Annotated in this window: 19 protein-coding genes; all 19 read right to left on the bottom strand. The window is 50.4% G+C overall.

All coding sequences use genetic code 11. The features are described from left to right. Window positions 1-131: 131 nt before the first annotated feature. The 19 genes from AC1HIL_RS11060 to AC1HIL_RS10970 all read right to left on the bottom strand — a co-directional run bounded on the left by AC1HIL_RS11060 (window position 132) and on the right by AC1HIL_RS10970 (window position 19,731). Entirely contained in the window at window positions 132-1,334 is a 1,203-nt protein-coding gene (locus AC1HIL_RS11060) for a DegT/DnrJ/EryC1/StrS family aminotransferase (protein WP_479671799.1), read from the bottom strand. A gap of 6 nt (window positions 1,335-1,340) precedes the next feature. Then, the gene (locus AC1HIL_RS11055; RefSeq protein ID WP_479671798.1) at window positions 1,341-2,003 is read right to left on the bottom strand and encodes an acetyltransferase; all 663 of its coding nucleotides are present in this window, start codon (window positions 2,001-2,003) and stop codon (window positions 1,341-1,343) included. After that, window positions 2,000-2,605 carry a sugar transferase gene (locus tag AC1HIL_RS11050; RefSeq protein ID WP_479671797.1) on the bottom strand — a complete coding sequence of 202 codons (606 nt, stop codon included), beginning with the start codon at window positions 2,603-2,605 and terminating at the stop codon, window positions 2,000-2,002. The genes AC1HIL_RS11055 and AC1HIL_RS11050 overlap by 4 nt, the downstream gene beginning before the upstream one ends. Before the next feature lie 7 nt (window positions 2,606-2,612). Further along, the gene (locus AC1HIL_RS11045) at window positions 2,613-3,836 is read right to left on the bottom strand and encodes a glycosyltransferase family 4 protein (RefSeq protein WP_479671796.1); all 1,224 of its coding nucleotides are present in this window, start codon (window positions 3,834-3,836) and stop codon (window positions 2,613-2,615) included. A gap of 3 nt (window positions 3,837-3,839) precedes the next feature. Further along, window positions 3,840-4,976: a non-hydrolyzing UDP-N-acetylglucosamine 2-epimerase gene (wecB, locus tag AC1HIL_RS11040; protein ID WP_479671795.1), complete on the bottom strand. Its 1,137-nt coding sequence runs from the start codon at window positions 4,974-4,976 to the stop codon at window positions 3,840-3,842. A 24-nt stretch (window positions 4,977-5,000) separates the two neighbouring features. Beyond that, entirely contained in the window at window positions 5,001-6,137 is a 1,137-nt protein-coding gene (gene wbjC, locus AC1HIL_RS11035; RefSeq protein ID WP_479671794.1) for a UDP-2-acetamido-2,6-beta-L-arabino-hexul-4-ose reductase, read from the bottom strand. A 29-nt stretch (window positions 6,138-6,166) separates the two neighbouring features. Continuing rightward, complete coding sequence (gene galE, locus AC1HIL_RS11030; RefSeq protein ID WP_479671793.1) at window positions 6,167-7,198, bottom strand: UDP-glucose 4-epimerase GalE; 1,032 nt, start codon at window positions 7,196-7,198, stop codon at window positions 6,167-6,169. Between the two features lie 9 nt (window positions 7,199-7,207). After that, complete coding sequence (locus AC1HIL_RS11025; protein WP_479671792.1) at window positions 7,208-8,263, bottom strand: polysaccharide biosynthesis protein; 1,056 nt, start codon at window positions 8,261-8,263, stop codon at window positions 7,208-7,210. Further along, window positions 8,260-9,411 carry a glycosyltransferase gene (locus tag AC1HIL_RS11020; protein WP_479671791.1) on the bottom strand — a complete coding sequence of 384 codons (1,152 nt, stop codon included), beginning with the start codon at window positions 9,409-9,411 and terminating at the stop codon, window positions 8,260-8,262. Before AC1HIL_RS11020 ends, AC1HIL_RS11025 begins: the two co-directional genes overlap by 4 nt. A gap of 12 nt (window positions 9,412-9,423) precedes the next feature. Continuing rightward, window positions 9,424-10,539, bottom strand: a complete 1,116-nt coding sequence (locus AC1HIL_RS11015) for a glycosyltransferase (RefSeq protein ID WP_479671790.1) — start codon at window positions 10,537-10,539, stop codon at window positions 9,424-9,426. Beyond that, a complete protein-coding gene (locus AC1HIL_RS11010; RefSeq protein ID WP_479671789.1) occupies window positions 10,517-11,620 on the bottom strand; it encodes a glycosyltransferase in 1,104 nt (367 codons plus the stop codon). The genes AC1HIL_RS11015 and AC1HIL_RS11010 overlap by 23 nt, the downstream gene beginning before the upstream one ends. After that, complete coding sequence (locus AC1HIL_RS11005; protein WP_479671788.1) at window positions 11,617-12,822, bottom strand: O-antigen polymerase; 1,206 nt, start codon at window positions 12,820-12,822, stop codon at window positions 11,617-11,619. Before AC1HIL_RS11005 ends, AC1HIL_RS11010 begins: the two co-directional genes overlap by 4 nt. Window positions 12,823-12,960: 138 nt before the next feature. Further along, the gene (locus AC1HIL_RS11000; RefSeq protein WP_479671787.1) at window positions 12,961-14,379 is read right to left on the bottom strand and encodes a lipopolysaccharide biosynthesis protein; all 1,419 of its coding nucleotides are present in this window, start codon (window positions 14,377-14,379) and stop codon (window positions 12,961-12,963) included. Further along, the gene (gene rffA / locus AC1HIL_RS10995; protein WP_479671786.1) at window positions 14,376-15,506 is read right to left on the bottom strand and encodes a dTDP-4-amino-4,6-dideoxygalactose transaminase; all 1,131 of its coding nucleotides are present in this window, start codon (window positions 15,504-15,506) and stop codon (window positions 14,376-14,378) included. The genes AC1HIL_RS11000 and rffA overlap by 4 nt, the downstream gene beginning before the upstream one ends. Continuing rightward, window positions 15,499-16,065, bottom strand: a complete 567-nt coding sequence (locus tag AC1HIL_RS10990; protein WP_479671785.1) for an acyltransferase — start codon at window positions 16,063-16,065, stop codon at window positions 15,499-15,501. The genes rffA and AC1HIL_RS10990 overlap by 8 nt, the downstream gene beginning before the upstream one ends. A 4-nt stretch (window positions 16,066-16,069) precedes the next feature. Continuing rightward, window positions 16,070-17,089 (bottom strand): TDP-N-acetylfucosamine:lipid II N-acetylfucosaminyltransferase family protein, encoded by a 1,020-nt coding sequence (locus AC1HIL_RS10985; RefSeq protein WP_479672755.1) that lies wholly within the window; start codon window positions 17,087-17,089, stop codon window positions 16,070-16,072. A gap of 5 nt (window positions 17,090-17,094) precedes the next feature. Continuing rightward, entirely contained in the window at window positions 17,095-18,180 is a 1,086-nt protein-coding gene (locus AC1HIL_RS10980) for a DegT/DnrJ/EryC1/StrS family aminotransferase (RefSeq protein ID WP_479671783.1), read from the bottom strand. After that, window positions 18,177-18,767 carry an acyltransferase gene (locus AC1HIL_RS10975; protein ID WP_479671782.1) on the bottom strand — a complete coding sequence of 197 codons (591 nt, stop codon included), beginning with the start codon at window positions 18,765-18,767 and terminating at the stop codon, window positions 18,177-18,179. The genes AC1HIL_RS10980 and AC1HIL_RS10975 overlap by 4 nt, the downstream gene beginning before the upstream one ends. A gap of 16 nt (window positions 18,768-18,783) precedes the next feature. Further along, window positions 18,784-19,731, bottom strand: coding sequence for a Gfo/Idh/MocA family protein (locus tag AC1HIL_RS10970; protein WP_479671781.1), 948 nt, complete (start codon window positions 19,729-19,731; stop codon window positions 18,784-18,786). Window positions 19,732-19,736: the final 5 nt, after the last annotated feature.

The raw sequence follows: 19,736 nt of genomic DNA, 5'->3' as shown, positions 1-19,736 counted from the left end.
GACAGTTTGACAATCGAACACAACAAAAACGCTCTCCCTATTTGCTATTTTATTTACCGACCAGCATTCAGCAGACGAATGCGATTATGACGGTCTTGATCCAGAGCGAGGCGGTCATGGGCAGCCGATCTTCAGCCCGAGCGACTTGCGCCTGAAGCCGCGGAAAGCACTTGCTCGATGACTTTCGAGGCCTGTTCGACCTCAGTCGAAGTCAGCGTGGGATGAACAAGAAACATCAAGCTCGTCTCACCGAGAGCACGCGCAACAGGCAGCGATTGGGCCGGACGCCACCCTGTGCCGTCAAAGGCGCGTTCTAGATACACCTCGGAACATGACCCCTGATAGCAGGGCACCCCGTTTGACTGTACGGTGTCAATAATCCGATCACGCGTCCAGCCAGGAGTCAAGCACTCTGATCGTACATACATATAGCACTTGTAGTGAGCATGTACGCTCCCGCTACCGCCCTTGTTTGTGAACTCCGGAACCCGTACTGCAGCGTACGGCCGCGCCGCCGCCCACAGAGCTTCCGCATGGCGTGCGCGAATCCTTGTCCAATCCGTCATACGCCTCAATTGAATGCGACCAATAGCAGCTTGGATCTCGAGCATTCTCCAATTTGTGCCAAAACTTTCGTGAAGCCAACGAAAGCCGGCGGCATGCTCGCGTTCATAAACAGCTTCATAACTCTTGCCATGGTCTTTGTATTCCCACATGGCGCGCCACAACGACTCATCGTTGGTGGTAACCATGCCACCTTCACCTCCAGTGGTCATGATCTTGTCTTGGCAAAATGACCACGCACCCGCATGCCCGATGGAGCCAACGGAGCGGCCCTTATAACGCGAGCCATGTGCCTGTGCGCAGTCCTCAATTACCTTGAAGCCATGCCGGTCGGCCAAATCCATAATGGGATCCATGTCGCAGGGCCAACCAGCGAGATGTACACAAATTACGGCCTTAGTGCGGGATGTGACGACCTGCTCAATAGTTTTCGCCGAAAGGTTTCCGCTTTCCGCATCTACATCTGCAAAAACCGGAGTCGCTCCCGCATTTACCACACAGGAAACACTTGCGATAAACGTCCGCGGAGTAACAATCACTTCATCACCAGGACCGATTCCCATGCATTTGAGAATTACGTCCAATGCCAGCGTTCCATTGGCCAACGCCAGCGCATGTGCTGTGCCCGCCCATGCTGCGAACTCCTTTTCAAACATACGACATTCCTGGCCGGTCCAATAGTTGACCTTGTTAGACAGCAGCACGCGCTGTACGGCATCCACCTCTTCAGAAGTAAAGCTGGGCCAAGGGGAGAAGGGGGTGTTCAACACAACAATTCAACCTTTTTTCAGAAATGGCTTGGCAGGGTTTCCGACGACGGTAGCTCCGGCTGGTACGTCGCGCGTGACTACCGCCCCCATGCCGACTAAGGCGCCCCGACCGATCACAAGTGGGCGCCCCGGCATGCCTTGTTTGATAACGGCTCCAGCGCCGATGTATGCGTGATCCGCAATGTGCACATTGCCATTGCACTTGACCGCTGGCGCAAAGGTAACAAAGTCACCGATGACGCAATCATGTTCAACATAGCTATACAGATTGGCATGAAAATGCTTGCCAATGCGGATGTTGGACGTGAGAGTCACGAACGGGCTGAGCGCAGCGCCCTCACCTAGCAAGACATCATCCATGATCACTGCATTGGCCGCTTGAACTGTCCACGGCATCACACCATCGGCCGCACAACGGCTGGCCAGCTTTTCACGAATCGTGCCGTCGGCGATGGCAATCACGACTTGCCTCGTGCTTGCATTGATCCTCAGAAATTCTTCATAGCGCAGCACGCGATGGCCATTGACACTCCGGACTTCGGGCCGATCGTCAACGAACACCAACTGCTCTGCCGAAATGCCTTCGCGTGCCAGTTGTGCACGAGCGAGCGGCATTACGCCTCGACCACAGCCACTGGCACCGAATATCGCAAAAAGAGGCAATCTCATTGCTCGCGCTCCACTCGCGCTCCAGTGAAGCGCGGCATCGTGGCCTCGCCCGCCGCGCTAATGCCATCGCGCACCAGAACCTTGCGCACCGTCAGCCATAGGATCTTGATGTCGAGCCAGAGTGAACGATTGTCCACATACCAGACATCGAGCTTGAACTTTTCTTCCCAGCTCAATGCATTTCGCCCATTGATCTGAGCCCAACCCGTGATGCCAGGACGCACTTCATGGCGTCGGGCTTGTTCCGCGGAGTAAAAGGGAAGGTAGTCCATCAACAGCGGGCGGGGGCCGACCAAGCTCATGTCTCCCTTGATCACATTCCAGAGTTCGGGCAACTCGTCAAGACTGCTCGCACGCAGAAAACGCCCAAACGGGGTCAAACGGTCTGCGTCGGGAAGCAGTTCGCCACCGGCACCACGAGTGTCGGTCATCGTGCGGAACTTGACCATTTTGAATGGCCGCCCGCCGAGGCCCGGCCGCGTCTGGCGGAAGAATGCCGGGTCACCCAGCTTGCGACGAACTTGCAGTGCCAAGAACAGCAACGGAAGACCAAGGAGCAGCAACGCCAGGCAGGCAAGCACAAAGTCGAAAAGACGCTTCATTTCGATGTCATCCTGCCGTCAATCGCGTGAATATCGCGCCGAACTTGGACACGCCGACTTTCAAGGCAAGCTGCTCACGGTAGTACCGCTGCGCTTGGCGTCCCATGACGGCCAAGGCGTCGGGTGGCATCGCTGCAAACGCCTCTGCGGCATTGGCGAGTCCCTGAGCGTTCTCTGATTCAACGACCACACCACCACCGGACTCCGAAACCAAACCTGCCGCGTCACCATCGACCGCCATCAGAAGCGGTTTGCCGACAGCCATGTAGGCCTGTGTCTTGGACGGGATAGTGATCTCGAACAGAGAATCCTTGCGAAGGTGAACCAACAGAACCTCGGCTGCATTCAACAGGGCACCAACTTCCGACATAGGAACGGGAGGCAGAAAGATCACGTTGCTCAACTGCAGGTCCGCGGCACGTTCCTTGAGTCGAGTCACTTCGACGCCGCCGCCCAGCAATACGAAGCACACCCGAGCATCCCGGGCTTGCAAGAGAGCCGCCGCGTCGAGTACGGTATCCAGGGCCTGAGCCTTACCCATGTTTCCTGCAAAGAGGATGCGGAGTCGGTCCGGCCCAGGAAAGCTCGCAGGTGGATGACCCCGAGGCGACGTCAGTGCGGCCTCATCGGCCCAGTTGTAGATCACGTCCACCTTGGTCTCAGGCACGCCGCGCTGCTGCAGCAAACGCTTGAAACCCGGCGAAAGCACTGCGATGTGATCCACGCGCCCATACACCCATTGGCATACCCCGGCTACTACGCTCAGAGCCCGGGCATTGGTGATCATGCCGGTGGCACGCAGAGTGTCGGGCCACATATCCTGGATGTCATAGACCACCGGGATGCGGCGAAAAAGCCGCAGCAGCCCGGCAGTGATACCTACCGTGAGTGGCGGATGATAGGCATAGATCACATCGGCCCGCCGCGCGATGAACAAGCCATAGAAAAGCGAGGAGGCAGCGAAGCTCGCATAGTTCAATACCCGCTTGATCGCCGACTGGTCATGGTTGGGATAGAGAGGGACACGAGTCACCTGAACGCCATCTATTACTTCGCGCTGCAGCAGCTTGATCCGGTAGCCAGCGTACACCTTGCCACCCGGGTAGTTGGGGAAACCCGTCAAGACTTCGACTTCAAAACCCTGGCGCACCAATTCACGGGCAAACACGATGCCCTTGAAGGTTGGCTCGGGGTCGAACCACTGCGTCAGCAACAACACGCGAGTTGCCATGCGTCAGTACTTCTTCCAAACCACGCGATTCACGTAGTCGGTATAGCTGTGGATGATGCGCAGGACCTTGTCCGACACATTGGGCATACCGTAGTCAGCGACTTGGCGCAGGTCACGTGCCTCACCTCGCGATTGCGTTTCCAGAATGGCCAGGCCCTGGCGCACACGGTCTACCTCGAGACCAACCATCATCACAGCGGCCTCTTCCATTCCCTCGGGCCTCTCGTGCGCTTCGCGCAGGTTGAGCGCCGGAAAATTGAGGATCGATGACTCTTCATTGATCGTGCCGCTGTCGGACAGAGTGGCGCGTGCCGACAGTTGCAGCTTGACGTAGTCATGGAATCCCAGTGGCTTCAACAGACGCACCCGCTTATGGAATTGCGTACCTGTTGCGTCGATGCGCTTTTGCGTGCGCGGATGGGTAGAGACGATCACCGCCAGGCCGTTGTCTTCTGCAACAGCGTTCAGCACCGCTACAAGCTTGGCAAAGGACTCTGGGGACTCGATGTTCTCTTCACGATGGGCGCTCACCACAAAATACTGCCCGGCTTGCAACCCTAAGCGCTTGAGTACGTCGGAAGCGTCGATGCGCGAACGATAGTGCGCCAGCACCTCGAACATCGGGCTCCCGGTCTTGATGACCAAGTCGGGTGGCAGTCCCTCGCGCAGCAGGTAGTCGCGCGCGATGGTGCTGTAAGTGAGGTTGACATCAGCCGTGTGGTCGACGATACGACGGTTGGTTTCCTCGGGAACACGCTGGTCGAAGCAGCGGTTTCCCGCTTCCATGTGAAAGATCGGGATCTTGCGGCGCTTGGCCGGAATCACCGAGAGACAACTGTTGGTGTCGCCCAGCACCAGCATGGCCTCGGGTTGCACTTCACCCAGCACTTGGTCCACCGCGATGATGAGGTTACCGATCGTGTGTGCCGCGCTACTGGCATTGGCTGCGCTGTTCAAAAAATGGTTGGGCTTGCGCACGCCCAAGTCGTCGAAGAAAACTTGGTTAAGTTCGTAATCGTAATTCTGGCCGGTATGCACCAGTACATGGTCGCAATGCTCGTCGAGTCGGGCCAGCACGCGCGAAAGGCGAATGATCTCGGGTCGCGTGCCGACCACGGTCATGACTTTGAGTTTTTTCATTGCAGGAGATCCAAAGTCTCAGAGCTATAGCGGGCAAGCGAAAGTGTCCGGTCGAGCGCGATCGAACACTTCATTGGCCCAGAGCATCACGACCATTTCCTCGTTACCAACGTTCGTGATGTCGTGCGTCCATCCGGGAACGGTCTCGACAATCTCCGACTTGTCGCCAGCAGTCAGTAGTTCGTGGGTCTCACCTGTTTGCATGTGCCGGAACTTAAAGCGCGCATGCCCTTTGATGACGAGGAACTTCTCGGTTTTACTGTGATGATAGTGACCGCCCCGTGTGATGCCCGGATGTGCGGTGAAGAATGAAAATTGCCCTGAATCAGGCGTCTTTAGCATCTCAACGAACACGCCGCGCGAGTCTCCATGTTGCGGCACTAAATAAGAAAATGACTCAGGCGGCAAATAGCTTACATATGTTGAATATAACGCGCGAGTCAGTCCAGTTCCAACACGATCAGTCAAAAGCGTGATGCGACCATCCTTGAAAGACTCAATTCGTTGGGCCACTTCACCGACAGTGGTCGCATATTGAGTTGATACAGTCGCAAAACCTTCCGCATCCACTTCGGCGGCGGCACCGTCCATCAGTTGAACGAAGTGTTCGACGACATCATCTACATATACCAGCACTATTGGCGCGGCCGGATCGCGAATTTGAATCGGCAACCCACGCGTACTGTTGTAGCAGAACGTAGCCACGGCTGAGTTGTAGTTTGGTCGAGCCCATTTACCAAACACGTTAGGCAGTCGAAAAATATGCACAGGAATATTGTGGCTACGGGCTACATTTTGCAGGGCTTCTTCCGCCTCGCGTTTGCTGACACCATAAGGATTGTTATTTTTTGCCTGAGTAGAAGAAGTGTAGACAATTGGCACTCTTTTACCCATTATTTCAGCAACATCACCAAGAGCCTGAGACAAGCTCTTCGTAAAATCAGCATTTCCAACGGCAAACTCACTTGAATCTTGCGGGCGATTAACCCCCGCCAAATGAAAAACAAAATCCACCTTTTGCAACAAATGCCGCAATTGACTGATATCATCGCCGCGAGCAAAGCAGCTGACATCGATATCCTTGCGCTCGTCCAAACGCAATTGAAGATTTTTACCGATGAAACCGTTTGCACCAGTAATCAATACTTTTTTTCGAGTCATTTTAAAACCCTTTATTTACGGGCTGCGGCTTAACGCAAATCGATCAATGCAGCGTGATTTTCCAAATCACGCGACTGCCAGCGCCAAGCATCGATCATCATTTCGGGCAAACCGCGTCGCGCCACCCAATCCAACTCTCTTTGAGCTTTAGTTGGATCACACCAGCAACGAGCTACGTCGCCCGCCCGGCGAGAGGCGATACGACAAGGCACCCGACGGCCTGACGCCTCTTCAAACGCCCGCACAACCTCTAGCACGCTATAGCCTTGACCAGTTCCCAAATTCCACACCTGCCAACCGCTACGCACCTTCAACGCATCAAGCGCCCTGATGTGACCTTCAACTAGATCTACGACGTGGATGTAATCACGAACACCAGTACCATCGGAAGTAGGGTAGTCATTACCAAAAATCGAGAGTTCTTCCAACGTACCGGCTGCGACTCGAGCGATATAGGGAAGTAAATTGTTCGGGATACCTTTGGGATCCTCACCAATCAACCCACTTGAGTGCGCCCCGACGGGATTGAAGTAACGCAGCACCCCAACACTCCACCGCACATCGGAACCGGCTAAGTCCGCCAGCATTTCCTCCACCATCAACTTTGACCTGCCATAAGGGTTGGTTGGACGTGCAGTAGGCGTCACTTCCGTGATCGGCATATCTGCCTGTTCACCATATACGGTTGCCGACGAACTGAAGAGCAACTGAAATACTTCAGCTTCAGCCATGGCCTGGCACAGCGTCAAAGTACCCGTTACGTTATTGTCGTAATAACGCATAGGGTCATTCACACTTTCTCCAACAGACTTGAGCCCAGCAAAGTGCAAGACAGCATCGACGCGGTGCTGATCAAACACTTTGCGCATGGCAATCGAATCCCGAACATCAGCTTGTATGAAAGTCGGCGCGCGCCCCGCAATATGTGCGACTCGAGCCAAAGTTTCGAGCGAACCATTAATAAGATTATCCAGGACCACGACCTCATAGCCAGCCTGCAGCAAGGCCACCACCGCATGAGATCCAATATAGCCAGCGCCACCGGTAACAATAAGCTTCATGATTGGCTATCAAGACCCATCCAACTCGGCCGCGTCTCCCGCTATTATTCTTTGCATGAAGTCAAGTTTGAGTAGCAGACTTTTCATCCCTTCCACATCCAGTCTTTGCGTATTGTGAGAGTTATAGTCTTCGCTCTCCGCAATCCTCGTGAGGCGCTCCTCCCCCAATTCCACATACTTGGCGTAATTTAAATCTCGCCCATCCGGCGGGACACGGAAGTATTCGCCCATATCTTCGGCGCAAACCAATTCTTCGCGGCTCAACAAGGCTTCATAGAGCTTCTCTCCATGCCGAGTTCCAATGCTATGCACTGCATGGCCAGGTCGACTCATCAATTCCAGAATAGCACGAGCAAGCACTTGTACTGTCGCAGCAGGCGCCTTCTGCACAAATATGTCACCATTGTTGCCGTGCTCAAAAGCGTAGAACACCAGATCTACGGCCGAGTCCAACGTCATCATGAATCTCGTCATTTCAGGATTGGTAATCGTGATCGGCTGATCAGTCAGCACCTGCTTTACGAATAGCGGAATCACCGACCCCCGTGACGCCATTACATTCCCATAGCGCGTCCCACAGATTACTGTTTCCGTAGACTCAAGATTGCGACTTGCAGCCACCATCACCTTTTCCATCATTGCCTTGCTGATACCCATGGCATTGATTGGATACACCGCCTTATCCGTGCTGAGACAAACCACGCGTTTTACGTTCGCTCGAATTGCAGCTAGCAGAACATTCTCCGTCCCTAGAACATTCGTGCGCACAGCCTGCATAGGGTGAAATTCGCACGAAGGTACCTGCTTGAGCGCTGCGGCATGAAAAACATAATCCACCCCCCGCATGGCTTGCTCAACACTGCGAGAGTCGCGCACGTCGCCGATATAAAACTTCAACTTAGCATTGTTATAATTTTTTCGCATATCGTCTTGTTTTTTTTCATCGCGGCTGAATATGCGAATCTCGGATATCTCAGAATGCAATACACGATGCAGCAAGGCTTTACCAAAGGAACCCGTTCCGCCCGTCACGAGCAAAACCTTGCCCTTAAAAACAGAAGTCATTGCAGCACCCCAAAATTTAACTGATTCTTCATCACTTCTATGTATTTGATGGCACGGCTCTTACTGTTGGGTAAGTCAAGCAAATATGCATACGCTTCCTCCAAATGGTGTTTTCTACTTTCATCAGGAATCAAAAAGAACCAGCGGTGAATTGCCGCGGCAATGTCTTCAGGATCAAGAGGATCTACATAAACCGCATGGGGCCCGCAGCAATCGCGCACGAACTCTCGGTCAGATGCAAAAATCGCTCGCCGCATTGCTATGGCCTCCAGCGGGGTGGCAGAAAAACATTCCAGCAAGCTGACAAATAGCACGCCGTTCATGGCTTCATAAAAGCTTGGGCACTGAGCCGGACTAAGCTCGCCGACATTTTTTATTACCGACCTATACTCATCCGAAAAATGACTCCACTCGTCGGGACGCAGAGTAACGTAAAATTCAAAAACATCGCCCGCCACGCGCCTCAATTCAAGAGCAACTGCAAGGAGGATTTCTAGGTTTTTATGCGAATACGCGCGCGCAGGATAACCAATCTTAATTATCTCTGCTTTTTTTGAAAAAGAAAATTTTACCGGCGACCAAGAGGGTCGATCGAAATAAAGTGCGGCAACACAGTTGTATGCAACATCGATTTTCTCCTCCGGGTAACCCTTATATGCCACGAGCTTTGACTTAACATGAGGCAACTCAACAATCAATCTTGCGCTCGACCATTTAAAGAAAATCCATTTTATCTTATAGGCCAACGCAACCCTCAGCCTGCTATATACGCTGGATTTTCTGCTGATCTCATTATCCGGACATAAAATCCAAAGCTGCGCAAAACCAACAACATGATTTGGAATTTTTCGCGATAGATACAATGGCCCAAATATCGTGAAAATCAAATCATATCCCAGAAATTTATTTGTGACTTTCCGCGCGAACGCTTCAGTACCGTGGACATTAAAGACCGTGTACCCAGGAATCAGGCCAGCGTCAAACCCCTGAGCGGAAAGCGCCGAATGAACGGCACTGGAAACATACACAACAAGCTCGCCCGGCGGAAGCCGTTCCAACATTTCCGCGAGCTCGGCAATGAAAGAGGCTGCCACCTGTACGCCACCACCATGATGGAGATTGGAAGCGTTTATAAGAATTTTTTTCATTTCCCCGGGCAATCACAGATACGATGCCAATCGCCTCAGCACGTCCTTCGAATTGAATTTCTCTTTCGCCAACCCAACAGAAAACTCAGAAAAATTAGCCCAACTCTTTCGATCGAAAAGAATTTGGTCGAAGGCAAAAATAATTTGTTCAGCCTCTGTCGGATCAAATAAATATCCATTTTTCCCAACAACCAAGCACTCATGGTGATTGCCGCATCTATCTGAAACCAGCAGCGGCAAACCAATCTTGCAAGCCTCAATCAAAGATAAGGGACTTGGATCAGAAAACGAAGGCAGAACAAATACGCTGGAGCTCTGGAGGTGGCGGACCACCTCGTCCCCGGAGAGCTCGCCCAACAGAAAAACATGTTTTTCCAGGTTTTGGCTTTTCACAAAATCTTGATATCGAGAAAGATCATGCCCCGAACCAATAATATTCAACCTGATTTTTCTGATGCGGTCCGCCCCTAAATTTTTGACAAAGTTCTCTATCCCCTTAGTTTTCTCATCGAGCCTCGCTACGATTGTAAAAACAGGCTCCTCGCCTTTTTTATCGTGCCATGTCGCCAAATTTTTATCAAACCGAACATCTGGTAAATTTGGCAATGAAACGTATTTTTCCTCTCGGCCAATTCCCCATCTTTCCAGAGTCAGTGACGCCATTTTACCTGGAATGAAATAATTTCCATCAGCACTCCGCAAGATCAACCTTCTCGCAAAATGCTTGAGCTTCGAAGTCCTCTGAGCTCCTACCGTCAGATAATTGGCTTCCGTCCAAAACGAAACTTTGGCCTTGACCAAATGAATGCGTTTCAACAGCGCAATAACGACAACGTTCAAGTCATTCCAGCTTCCACCCAAAATCAGGTGATCGGCCTTCGTGATAGCAGCTCTGATAAATGAAAAGCTGAATCTAAAATATATACCCCGAAGCGCAACTGCCGGCATGTCCCACTGCTTATATGGGAAGGCGAACTCTTCATCTATAAGCCAATTTCTATTCGACTCAGTTCTGCTCATGAAAAAAACAGAAAAATCTCTCCCCAGCTCATCTGCTTCTGCCTTAAGAGCGTTGAATGTTGAGATTCGATAGGGAGTGGGAATATTAGTTACAAAGACCGTTGGCATTAGCGGCAATTCCCATATTGTTCATGAAGTTTCTAACGTAGGTGCCAGCTCCAAAATTTTCTAACGCAGCACTGGATATTAAGATTCTCTTCGATGCCGAACATTCCGAAGCAAGGGATATTGCCTGCCAATAGGCATAAGAATCAAATTCTGCCGGCACATAAAAAATCCCTGGCCCATCGCCAAATCTCTCGCTGTCCCCGCTCTTCACGATTACCACCGCAGCCCCTTGGACAAGCCCTTCCATAACGACTTGAGAAGGATAATTTGAAATCGTTTGCAGGCTTAAAACTACCGAAGCATCGGAATAAGCCTCAGACATGTCATTCGCGTGATTCATAAATGAAACATTCGCGTAACTAGAAATTTTGGCAATCCATTCGTTGACATTTAAATCGGCATCGGAAGGGCGCTCCCCGTAGATGACGAATCGGAATTTTAGGTCGGGACATGTCTCTACGATGCGCATCAAAAGATAAGCCCCTTTTGCGGCGTATAGATGCCCGGCAAATACAATTTTTTTTGAATCTTCAATGGCCGACACCAAAGTCTCTGGCCCTGCATACATGGCGTTCGACAAGCGAATTTTTTTCGGATTAAAGAAATTCTCAGAAACGACAGTTTTGTTGAGAACTTCTATTCGATATGCGATGCAATTCATGACTCGCAATAGCATTACCGCTTTTTTTTGCCCCGTTTCCTTGAGGTAATCGATCGAAACGCCATTAAACGAAAAAGTAATGTTCTTTCGAAGCAAGATCCAAATAAGCACAGCGGAGGGTGTCATTTCCAGTGCGTTTCCACAATAGTGGATCTTTTCGCATCGAAATGCTCGAAAGAAAATTACTAGATTCAACCAAAGATAAGCGACATATTTGTTTCTCTTTTCAGAAACTACGTCCATTTCGTTTGGCAAAGGGATTTCCGTTTTTTTTGCGAGCGCCGCATAAGATTCGTTAATGAGAATGCGCGCACTGCATGCTTCCGAAATCAGTTTGGCCACTTTAAGCCAACGACGGTCTTGCCCCCCCAGCTTTTCAACACGGCGACCGCACATAACCAGCAACACAGTGCTTTTCATATAGTCCGAGCAGGGAATATACGAAACGAGGAAGAAGAAATCTTCATTTTTATCAACCTCAGCCCAATACACAATGAGATCAAATCTTGAAAGTTTTGCGGCAGATACCCTCTTGTCAACGAATTAATAAACCAAGACACAATCACGAGATAAAAGAAAACCTCGTAACTGCCTCCATATACAGCTGATTTGTATAGTCGAGCAAGAGTGAACGAAAGGACCAAAGCAAATAGAGCGACGCCAAAATAACCAGCCGTATGGTAATACTCTACAAATCCCAAAACTGCGGCCCCGCTTTGATTTGAGTACTGCCCTGTAACCTGCGAGACAAATGAGAAAATAGGTGAATATTCTTTGTTTTCAAAGAATGAGCTTGGCACAAAATATGACAACACATAATAAAATTGCGCAAGCCCCGCATAATTTCCGCTCACTCGGATCTGATCAATTACCGCGCCGGACACCAAGGCCGTGGATGTATCGTTGAACACGCCGTGAATCAATACATCCCCGATACTTAGACTGTCCAACCTAGATAGTGTGAGCCCTGTCGAATATTCGCGCGTGACGCCCACCACTGCAATTAAAAATACCCCTCCGATAATGGACGAAGCCAGAATGATTCTATTTCGCAGACTGTAGGAATGCAAAACGAAAAAGTACAACGCAATCGGAAGAAGCAGTAAAACTATTCGATACCGGAAACCAAAAAATACGGCCAGGAGCACAAAACCAAGGAGAAAAATTTTTGAAAATCTGACGGACTTCAATAGAGCGTATCCGATGATCGGAATCAGCGAATTGAACAAAATCATCAGTAAATTTAGCAGCGCGTTGCCTGACTCAGAAAGCAAAGACAGTCTCAGCGCAGCATACAAAAAGAGCGGTGCAGCATAAAGCAACAAAAATGAGCTCGTAACCCTGCGGTCTACTCTCTTCACGCGTCGAATTTTCGAAGTTTTTACCCCTAAAAGAAATGTCGAGACAAACAACAAGTTGAATATGTTGATTACGAGGTACAGATCATTCAGATATGGCTCAAAGTCCGAACCTAAAAAATAGTATTCACCCTGATAATAAAGCTGGACCCCGATCACCGTGTACCCCATGATGAACATGTTCATCAAGATTGGGGGCGAGGCAACGATCCATCTGATGCCATAGCTGCGTAGTGCAGCGAAGGTGATGAGCGTTAAAAACACGCTCATGATCGTTGTATAAATCATGCAACCCGACTAAAGAATTGGATTTTACCGCCGACGACCCATAAGGGTCTAGTTATCTTCAATACGCCGAGCGTTTTGATCCTCAAGATGTCCATCTTGAAGGCCAGTTGGCAGCTAGGCTTTTTTAATTCCTCTTTTTTTAAAATAGGCAAAAATCTCAATCCATTCGCTTCTAAAACACCAAAAAAGGAATGGGAATATGGCCAACCAAATAAATGCAATAGGTATCGACAGCTGCGCTCCTCGCACGACACCAAACATGGCTAGCGTGGTCATCAAAACGGTGAAAATATAAAGTTTTTTTCTCGAAAATTTTTGCCAAACAAATACGGAAGCTTCGGTACGTGCAACGAAAAAAATCAAGTATGAGAAAGCATTTGCCAGAACAGCACCGGCTGCACCTTGCGTTGGAATCAACCAAAAGCCAAGCAGTAGATTTGCGGCAAGCGCTGCAAGGGTAACCCAGATCGTCAAGGCGGTTCGACGGGAAATTCCGATACCGATTCCGGTAATCTCAGACAGGGTATAAAACACTGGCGGTGTAATTGCACACAAAATAAGATACTTGACGCCCACATAATGACGAGGCAACATGTAATCAACAAGCCATGAAAATATTCCCGCGATCGAAAAAATGGCGCATACCAGTGCCAATGCTTGGCGCGCAATTCCTTCTACTCGGCTTGCCTCAAGCTCCCTCGCCGCCAATTTATATATCGCGGGAGCCCATACGACGGTAAAAATTGATTGGAAAATGGCTGCGCTGGCGGCAAAGCTACTGGCAACTGAATAAATACCGATTTCAGCGAGCGTTGAGCGGTTGTGCAAAATAACAATACTGCTGGCCGTCAATCCCCAATATGCCAACCCCGAAAAAACCAGTGGAAATCCAAATTTAAGCAGCCCTCGGTATTCCTCGAATTTCACTTGAGCCGGAATGGCGAGCATCCACTGCTGCCGTGTATTCCAAGCATAAACGACAACGACTACGAGCGTAGATGTCGTTGAAATCCAAAGCAACGTCGAAAAACCACGAGAAAAACCTGAGAAAATTGCGCCGCAGAGTAGCACAAGCTGCACGATCTTGGGAATTATCTGGCTCATCGAGAATGCCAGTCCCCGTTCTTGCATGCGCAAAATCAACGAAAGAAAACGCGAAATATACGTGGCAACGACGCAAATAAGCGTTAATGGGAAATACCAAGTATTGGTTTCCCCAAAAAGCCATACCGTAACGTAGCCACCAAAAGCCATAGCGATCGCTGCTCCAATGCAAAGCAGCAAAAAACCAGGAGTGAAGCACGCTTTCAACAAGCGAGTTCGATCATTGGACTCATGAAATTCGCGCACGTAGGCCTGATCTAGGCCTAGTACCAGTAGAAGCAAACTGAACGAAAGCAGAACTTGGAGGACATTTAACCGACCTACATCGTCAGGACTAAATGCCCAAGCAATCACGGGAACCGTCGCGACCCCAAGCACAGCACTGGCCAAGGGACCAAGTGCAAAACCTATAACAGTTTTGAGGTTCAAGCGAAAAACTCAGAAGCAGATTTCACCACGTGATCGAGGTTCACTCGCGGTAGCCCATACCACATGGGAAGACGAACGAGGCGCTCACTATGCAGTGTGGTGAAAGAGTCTGGACCGTGAAAACGGCTGAACTGTAATCCTGCGGCCGCGGTATGCAATGGCACGTAATGGAAAATAGCCATCACGCCTCTTTTCTGCATGTGATCGAGAAAAGCGGCTCGTTGAGCCAAATCACGCACTTTTAGGTAAATCATGTGCCCGTTATGAACGCAACCATTGGGCACGTTGGGCAACTCTATATATCCGTCCTCGGCTAGGGAACGCAAAGCAGCAGTATATGCCGTAAATGTCGCAAGCCGGTTCGCATTTATCTGCTCTGCCATCTCAAGTTGTCCCCACAGATATGCAGCTTGAATCTCCGACGGCAGATAGCTACTTCCGACATCTACCCACGAGTACTTGTCGACCATTCCGCGAAAAAATTGACTCCGATTGGTCCCCTTTTCGCGAATGATTTCTGCTCGGTGCACGAAGCGTTCATCGTTGATAATCAGCAGCCCGCCTTCTCCACCACTCGTATAATTTTTTGTTTCATGAAAACTAAATGCCCCCATATGGCCGATGCTCCCAAGCCGCCTGCCTTTGTAGGTCGACATCATGCCTTGGGCTGCATCTTCAATCACATATAGTTCGTGACGACGAGCAATATCCATAATTGCATCCATCTCACAACTGACGCCGGCGTAGTGCACAGGGACGATGGCTTTAGTTTTTGGCGTGATGGCAGCCTCTATTAGCTGCTCATCTATATTCATCGTGTCCGGGCGAATGTCGACAAAAACGATCTTCGCACCTCGTAGCACAAATGCGTTGGCGGTGCTGACAAACGTATAGCTCGGCATGATGATTTCATCGCCAGGCTTTGTGTCGATCAAGATAGCAGCCATTTCCAAAGCCTGCGTGCAGGAAGGCGTCAAAAGCGCCTTTTTGCAGGCCAATTGATCCTCAAACCATGCCTGGCAGCGTCGACTATATTCACCGTCGCCAGCCATTTTTGGATTTCGCATGGCTGCCAGAACATGCTGATCCTCATTTCCGGTACGGGGAGGAACGTTAAAATTAATCACTTGAAAAATCCTCGAGAAACTTTTTTTCCAATTCCAGCAAATCTCTTTTTCTCTCTTTTATTCTTCGAGCCGGATTTCCCAAGTAGATACCCCAGGGCTCGGTGCTCTTGTGTACCAAAGACATTGCTCCGACCGAACACCCTTCAGCAATATCCACACCTGGAAATATGATCGATCCCGCGCCGATGATGACGTGGCGCCTCACGCTGACTTCAATTTTCTTTTCGGCCTTATATTTTGTGCTTACTGTAGGATTTGTTAATGTGGCGCCACTGTAGTCATCCGACTGAGTGAATACTTGCACGTGGTAAGCAAGACCGGAAAAATCCTCCAGGTTAATTCCTTTTTCCCCGCCCGCAACCAGACACATCGGGGCCACATGAACGAATCGACCAATATTTATTCGCCCAGAAATTACGCAAAAATCGTCAATCCGCGAATAATCGCCAATCTCTATTTGATCGGCATTGTATATGCTAGCCCTGCTACTGATTTTTACATTCTTTCCGACGCGTTTGAAACCCATCTCGCCCAATTGTTGTTCAGTGTAATAAGCCATCAAGCTAGCCTTTCAAAACATCACGCAGCTGACTGATCAGCTTTTTTTCCGAGAAATTTCTTTCTACAGCCTCACGATTCGATTTTTTCTGATCCGAGGTCATAGGCTCCAACGACACCTCTCTCGAATCAAATATCTCTATTCCAATAGATTTGAATGTATCCCATGGCGTGACTTCGGGATTCAAATAGACCTTTTTGCCCATCCCGAGCAATGAAATGGTATTTCCCATCCCCTGTTGCCGCTTATGATTGAATATTGCAACATCCATCTTTCCGAGGAATTTTAAATACGCCTCGATCGGCATCAATTCTTTCAGCGCCACGAATTTCTCGCCGAATCGCCTAAAACCTTCCTCCTCAATAGCCTGTGCATTTTTAGCATCGCCGTAGGACAAAGGGGCATATATGAAAATATTTTGATCGCGGTACTCCATCAATTGATCAAATATTTCCAAGTGGTTGTTGCTAGGATCTGCCGAGTTTCCAACTTGAATATGCACGGCGGAATCATTTTCCGCCGAGTCATTTGGATGGCGGAAAACGTTGCTTGTGTACATGAAGCACTCCAAGTAGCGCCCGGTTGCCCCATACCATTTGCGAGCCAGATTCACATCTCCCTCGACGAAGGTCACCATGAAACCCATGCGTCGAATAACAAATCGTCGAAGAGCTTCTACGAAATTCGAGCGCATGCTCTTCTTTTTACTCTTATAGGAATAAAGATCAGCGCCCCAGATGACCCAATAGCAACGCTTCAGCAGCCAGGGATTCAACACCAGCATCAACAGTACGCGCGACTCCCAAAGGCCATGTATTATTATTTTTTCCGCTCTATTAGCATGGCTGAGAAAATTTACAAACCACCAAATGCTCTTTTCGCTGGAAACATTTTTCACAATCTTCAGAGACGGCCACGCAGCAGGATTGCTAGCAGAGAGCAAAAAATTTCCAGAACAATCTAAATTTTCCTCCAAGAATAGGAAAAAATTCTTAGTGATGGCTGCGGGAGTTGCCAGGTGCAAAATCATTATTCGCCGCAAATGGAATTTACAACTCTTTCAACTTGCGTTTTTGATAGATATGGGTGCATCGGCAAGCTCAACACCTGCGCCGCCATCAAATCGCCGTTTTTCAATTGAACGTCCAAGTCTGCAACCGCAGGTTGTCTATTCAGTGGGATAGGATAGTGCACCGAGCAAGGAATCTCGGCGACCCGAAGTTTTTCTTGCACCTTCTCACGAAAACTGAAACGCATCGTGTACTGCGCCCACGCACTGTTGTTGCAGGAATCAATAAACGGAATGCCTCCCACCTCAAACTGGCCAAATAACTCTCCATACCAGTCGGCTACTTTTTGACGGCACTGAATTTCTTCTTCAAGCAACGTAAGCTTTGGTAATAGAATTGCGGCCTGAAGGGTATCCATCCGGCTATTCACACCTACGCGAACATGGTGATACCGCCGATCTTGGCCATGCCTTGCTATCTGCCGCATTACCTTGGCGAGTCCATCATCATTGGTAAAAATAGCGCCTCCGTCTCCGTAGCACCCCAAGGGCTTGCTGGGAAAGAAGCTAGTGCACGCAATAGTTGAAAGATTGCAGCTTTTGCGGCTTTTGTACGTAGCACCAAAGCTCTGCGCTGCATCTTCGATGACCGGAATCCTGTATTTGGCGGCGACGGCATTGATCGCATCGAAGTCTGCGCATTGACCGTACAGGCTCACCGGAACGATCGCCTTGGTCCGCGGGGTGATAGCGGCCTCAAGCAATGCGGAATCTAAGTTGTAGGTACGAGGATCGATATCGACGTATACGGGCTTAGCTCCCAGCAGCGCGACGGTTTCAGCAGTTGCAATGTATGTGAAGCCCGGCATTACAACTTCATCTCCCGGGCCAATGCCAAGTGCCATTTGCGCAATCTGCAATGCATCAGTGCCATTTGCAACGGTGATGCAATGCTTGGCGCCCGTATAGGCGGCGAGTTTTTCTTCCAACTCTGCAACTTCGGGCCCGAGGATGTACTGCCCATGAGCAAGCACGCGTTGAATGGCCGCGTCGATCTCGCTCTTGATTCTGGCCTGCTGGGTCTTCAAGTCGATGAATTCGATCATGGCTTTTTTGTATCCAACTTAGTTACGGCATTGCCGTCGAGTACATAGCGCGCGCCGGTGTGTACGCAGACGGTTTCCGCTTCGCCTTCAAGCGGCAGCGCGAGTTGTTCGCCAAATTCGCTCATCCAGCCGATTTGCCGAGCTGGCACACCCACCATGAGCGCATAGGCCGGCACATTCTTGTTGACCACGGCGCCAGCGCCGACAAAGGCATATTCGCCTACCGTGTTACCACAGACGATGGTGCAATTAGCGCCGAGCGTCGCGCCACGCTTTACGAGAGTTCGACGGTATTCGTCCTTGCGGGTGACAGCCGAGCGCGGGTTATAGACATTGGTAAAGACCATGCTTGGTCCGCAAAACACGTCATCTTCCAAGGTGACCGCGTCATATACGCTGACGTTGTTTTGGATCTTGACATTGCGGCCGATGCTCACGTCGTTGCCAATATAGACGTTCTGGCCGAGCGAACAGCCATCGCCGATCGACGCCTGCGCGCTGACATGTACCCAATGCCAGATACGAGTGCCATCGCCAATCCGGGCCCCCTCGTCGACAATCGCGGTGGGGTGAGACTTGTACGTCATGGCAAGCCGGCTTCCGTCAGGTCAGATGGCGCACGAACGGATGCACTTCGCCCTGTTCGCCTTTAACGGGCATCGCCCTGCGAATTACGTCAACAGTTTCGATGCAATGGCGTGCGTCCACAAGCCCATAGCCACGACCGGCCAGAATTTCTTTGTAGCTTACAGTGTGCAAATCGGTGAAACCTTCGGAGAATTCGAGCTTTTCGCCGCTGATATCGATGTTGCGGAAAGTGGTCTTATTTCCTTTGACATCGGCTGGCAAATCATTGGCGTCGATGGACAGAAACCAGCGCACCCGCGCACGCTCGTATTCAAGATAGCCTGCCGCTTTCGCGGCGCTACTGTGATGCACCACATTGCGCTGCAGCTTGCCGAAGATGAAATGCAGCATGTCATAGAAGTGCACGCCGATATTGGTTGCCACGCCAAACGACTTGCGGCTGTCTCCCTTCCAGCTTTCCATATACCACTTGCCACGCGAAGTGATGTAAGTCAGTTCGACATCGAACTTGGTATCTGTCGGCGCGGCAGCGACCTTGTCGCGCAGCTTCAGGATGGCATCGTGGTGACGCAACTGAAGAATGTTGAAGACGCGCTTGCCGGTTTCCTTTTCCACGCGTTCCAGTTCATCGACCAGATCGGGCGTGGGCACTAAGGGCTTCTCGCAGATCACGTCGCAGCCCAAGCGCAGACCTGCGGCAATGTGGGGGTGATGCAAGTAATTGGGACTGCAGATCGCCACATAGTCCAGTGCAGTCGCAGGGTTGCGCTTGAGTTGCTGTGCATACTCGGAAAATCGTTCGAACTCCGTAAAGAACTCGCTTTGCGGCGAGATGCTGTCGATGATGCCAACCGAATCGTTGATGTCGTATGCGACCGCAAGATGATTGTCCGTGTCCTTGATGGCACGCATGTGGCGCGGAGCGATGTAGCCGGCGGCACCGATAAGAGCAAAGTTTTTCATGTCGA

Source organism: Variovorax sp. ISS6, assembly GCF_056523145.1.
Note: the sequence above shows the minus strand (reverse complement) of the source record. Positions and strands in the feature narration are given on the sequence as shown.

Bases quoted from the DNA above. Each gene is read 5' to 3' on its own strand.
- galE (WP_479671793.1), bottom strand. From the start codon at position 7,198: ATGAAGCTTATTGTTACCGGTGGCGCTGGCTATATTGGATCTCATGCG.
- AC1HIL_RS10980 (WP_479671783.1), bottom strand. From the start codon at position 18,180: ATGATCGAATTCATCGACTTGAAGACCCAGCAGGCCAGAATCAAGAGC.
- AC1HIL_RS11020 (WP_479671791.1), bottom strand. From the start codon at position 9,411: ATGAAAAAAATTCTTATAAACGCTTCCAATCTCCATCATGGTGGTGGC.
- AC1HIL_RS11025 (WP_479671792.1), bottom strand. From the start codon at position 8,263: ATGACTTCTGTTTTTAAGGGCAAGGTTTTGCTCGTGACGGGCGGAACG.
- AC1HIL_RS11010 (WP_479671789.1), bottom strand. From the start codon at position 11,620: ATGAAAAGCACTGTGTTGCTGGTTATGTGCGGTCGCCGTGTTGAAAAG.
- wecB (WP_479671795.1), bottom strand. From the start codon at position 4,976: ATGAAAAAACTCAAAGTCATGACCGTGGTCGGCACGCGACCCGAGATC.
- AC1HIL_RS10975 (WP_479671782.1), bottom strand. From the start codon at position 18,767: ATGACGTACAAGTCTCACCCCACCGCGATTGTCGACGAGGGGGCCCGG.
- AC1HIL_RS10970 (WP_479671781.1), bottom strand. From the start codon at position 19,731: ATGAAAAACTTTGCTCTTATCGGTGCCGCCGGCTACATCGCTCCGCGC.
- AC1HIL_RS11045 (WP_479671796.1), bottom strand. From the start codon at position 3,836: ATGGCAACTCGCGTGTTGTTGCTGACGCAGTGGTTCGACCCCGAGCCA.
- AC1HIL_RS11015 (WP_479671790.1), bottom strand. From the start codon at position 10,539: ATGCCAACGGTCTTTGTAACTAATATTCCCACTCCCTATCGAATCTCA.
- wbjC (WP_479671794.1), bottom strand. From the start codon at position 6,137: ATGACTCGAAAAAAAGTATTGATTACTGGTGCAAACGGTTTCATCGGT.
- AC1HIL_RS11055 (WP_479671798.1), bottom strand. From the start codon at position 2,003: ATGAGATTGCCTCTTTTTGCGATATTCGGTGCCAGTGGCTGTGGTCGA.
- AC1HIL_RS10990 (WP_479671785.1), bottom strand. From the start codon at position 16,065: ATGGCTTATTACACTGAACAACAATTGGGCGAGATGGGTTTCAAACGC.
- AC1HIL_RS11050 (WP_479671797.1), bottom strand. From the start codon at position 2,605: ATGAAGCGTCTTTTCGACTTTGTGCTTGCCTGCCTGGCGTTGCTGCTC.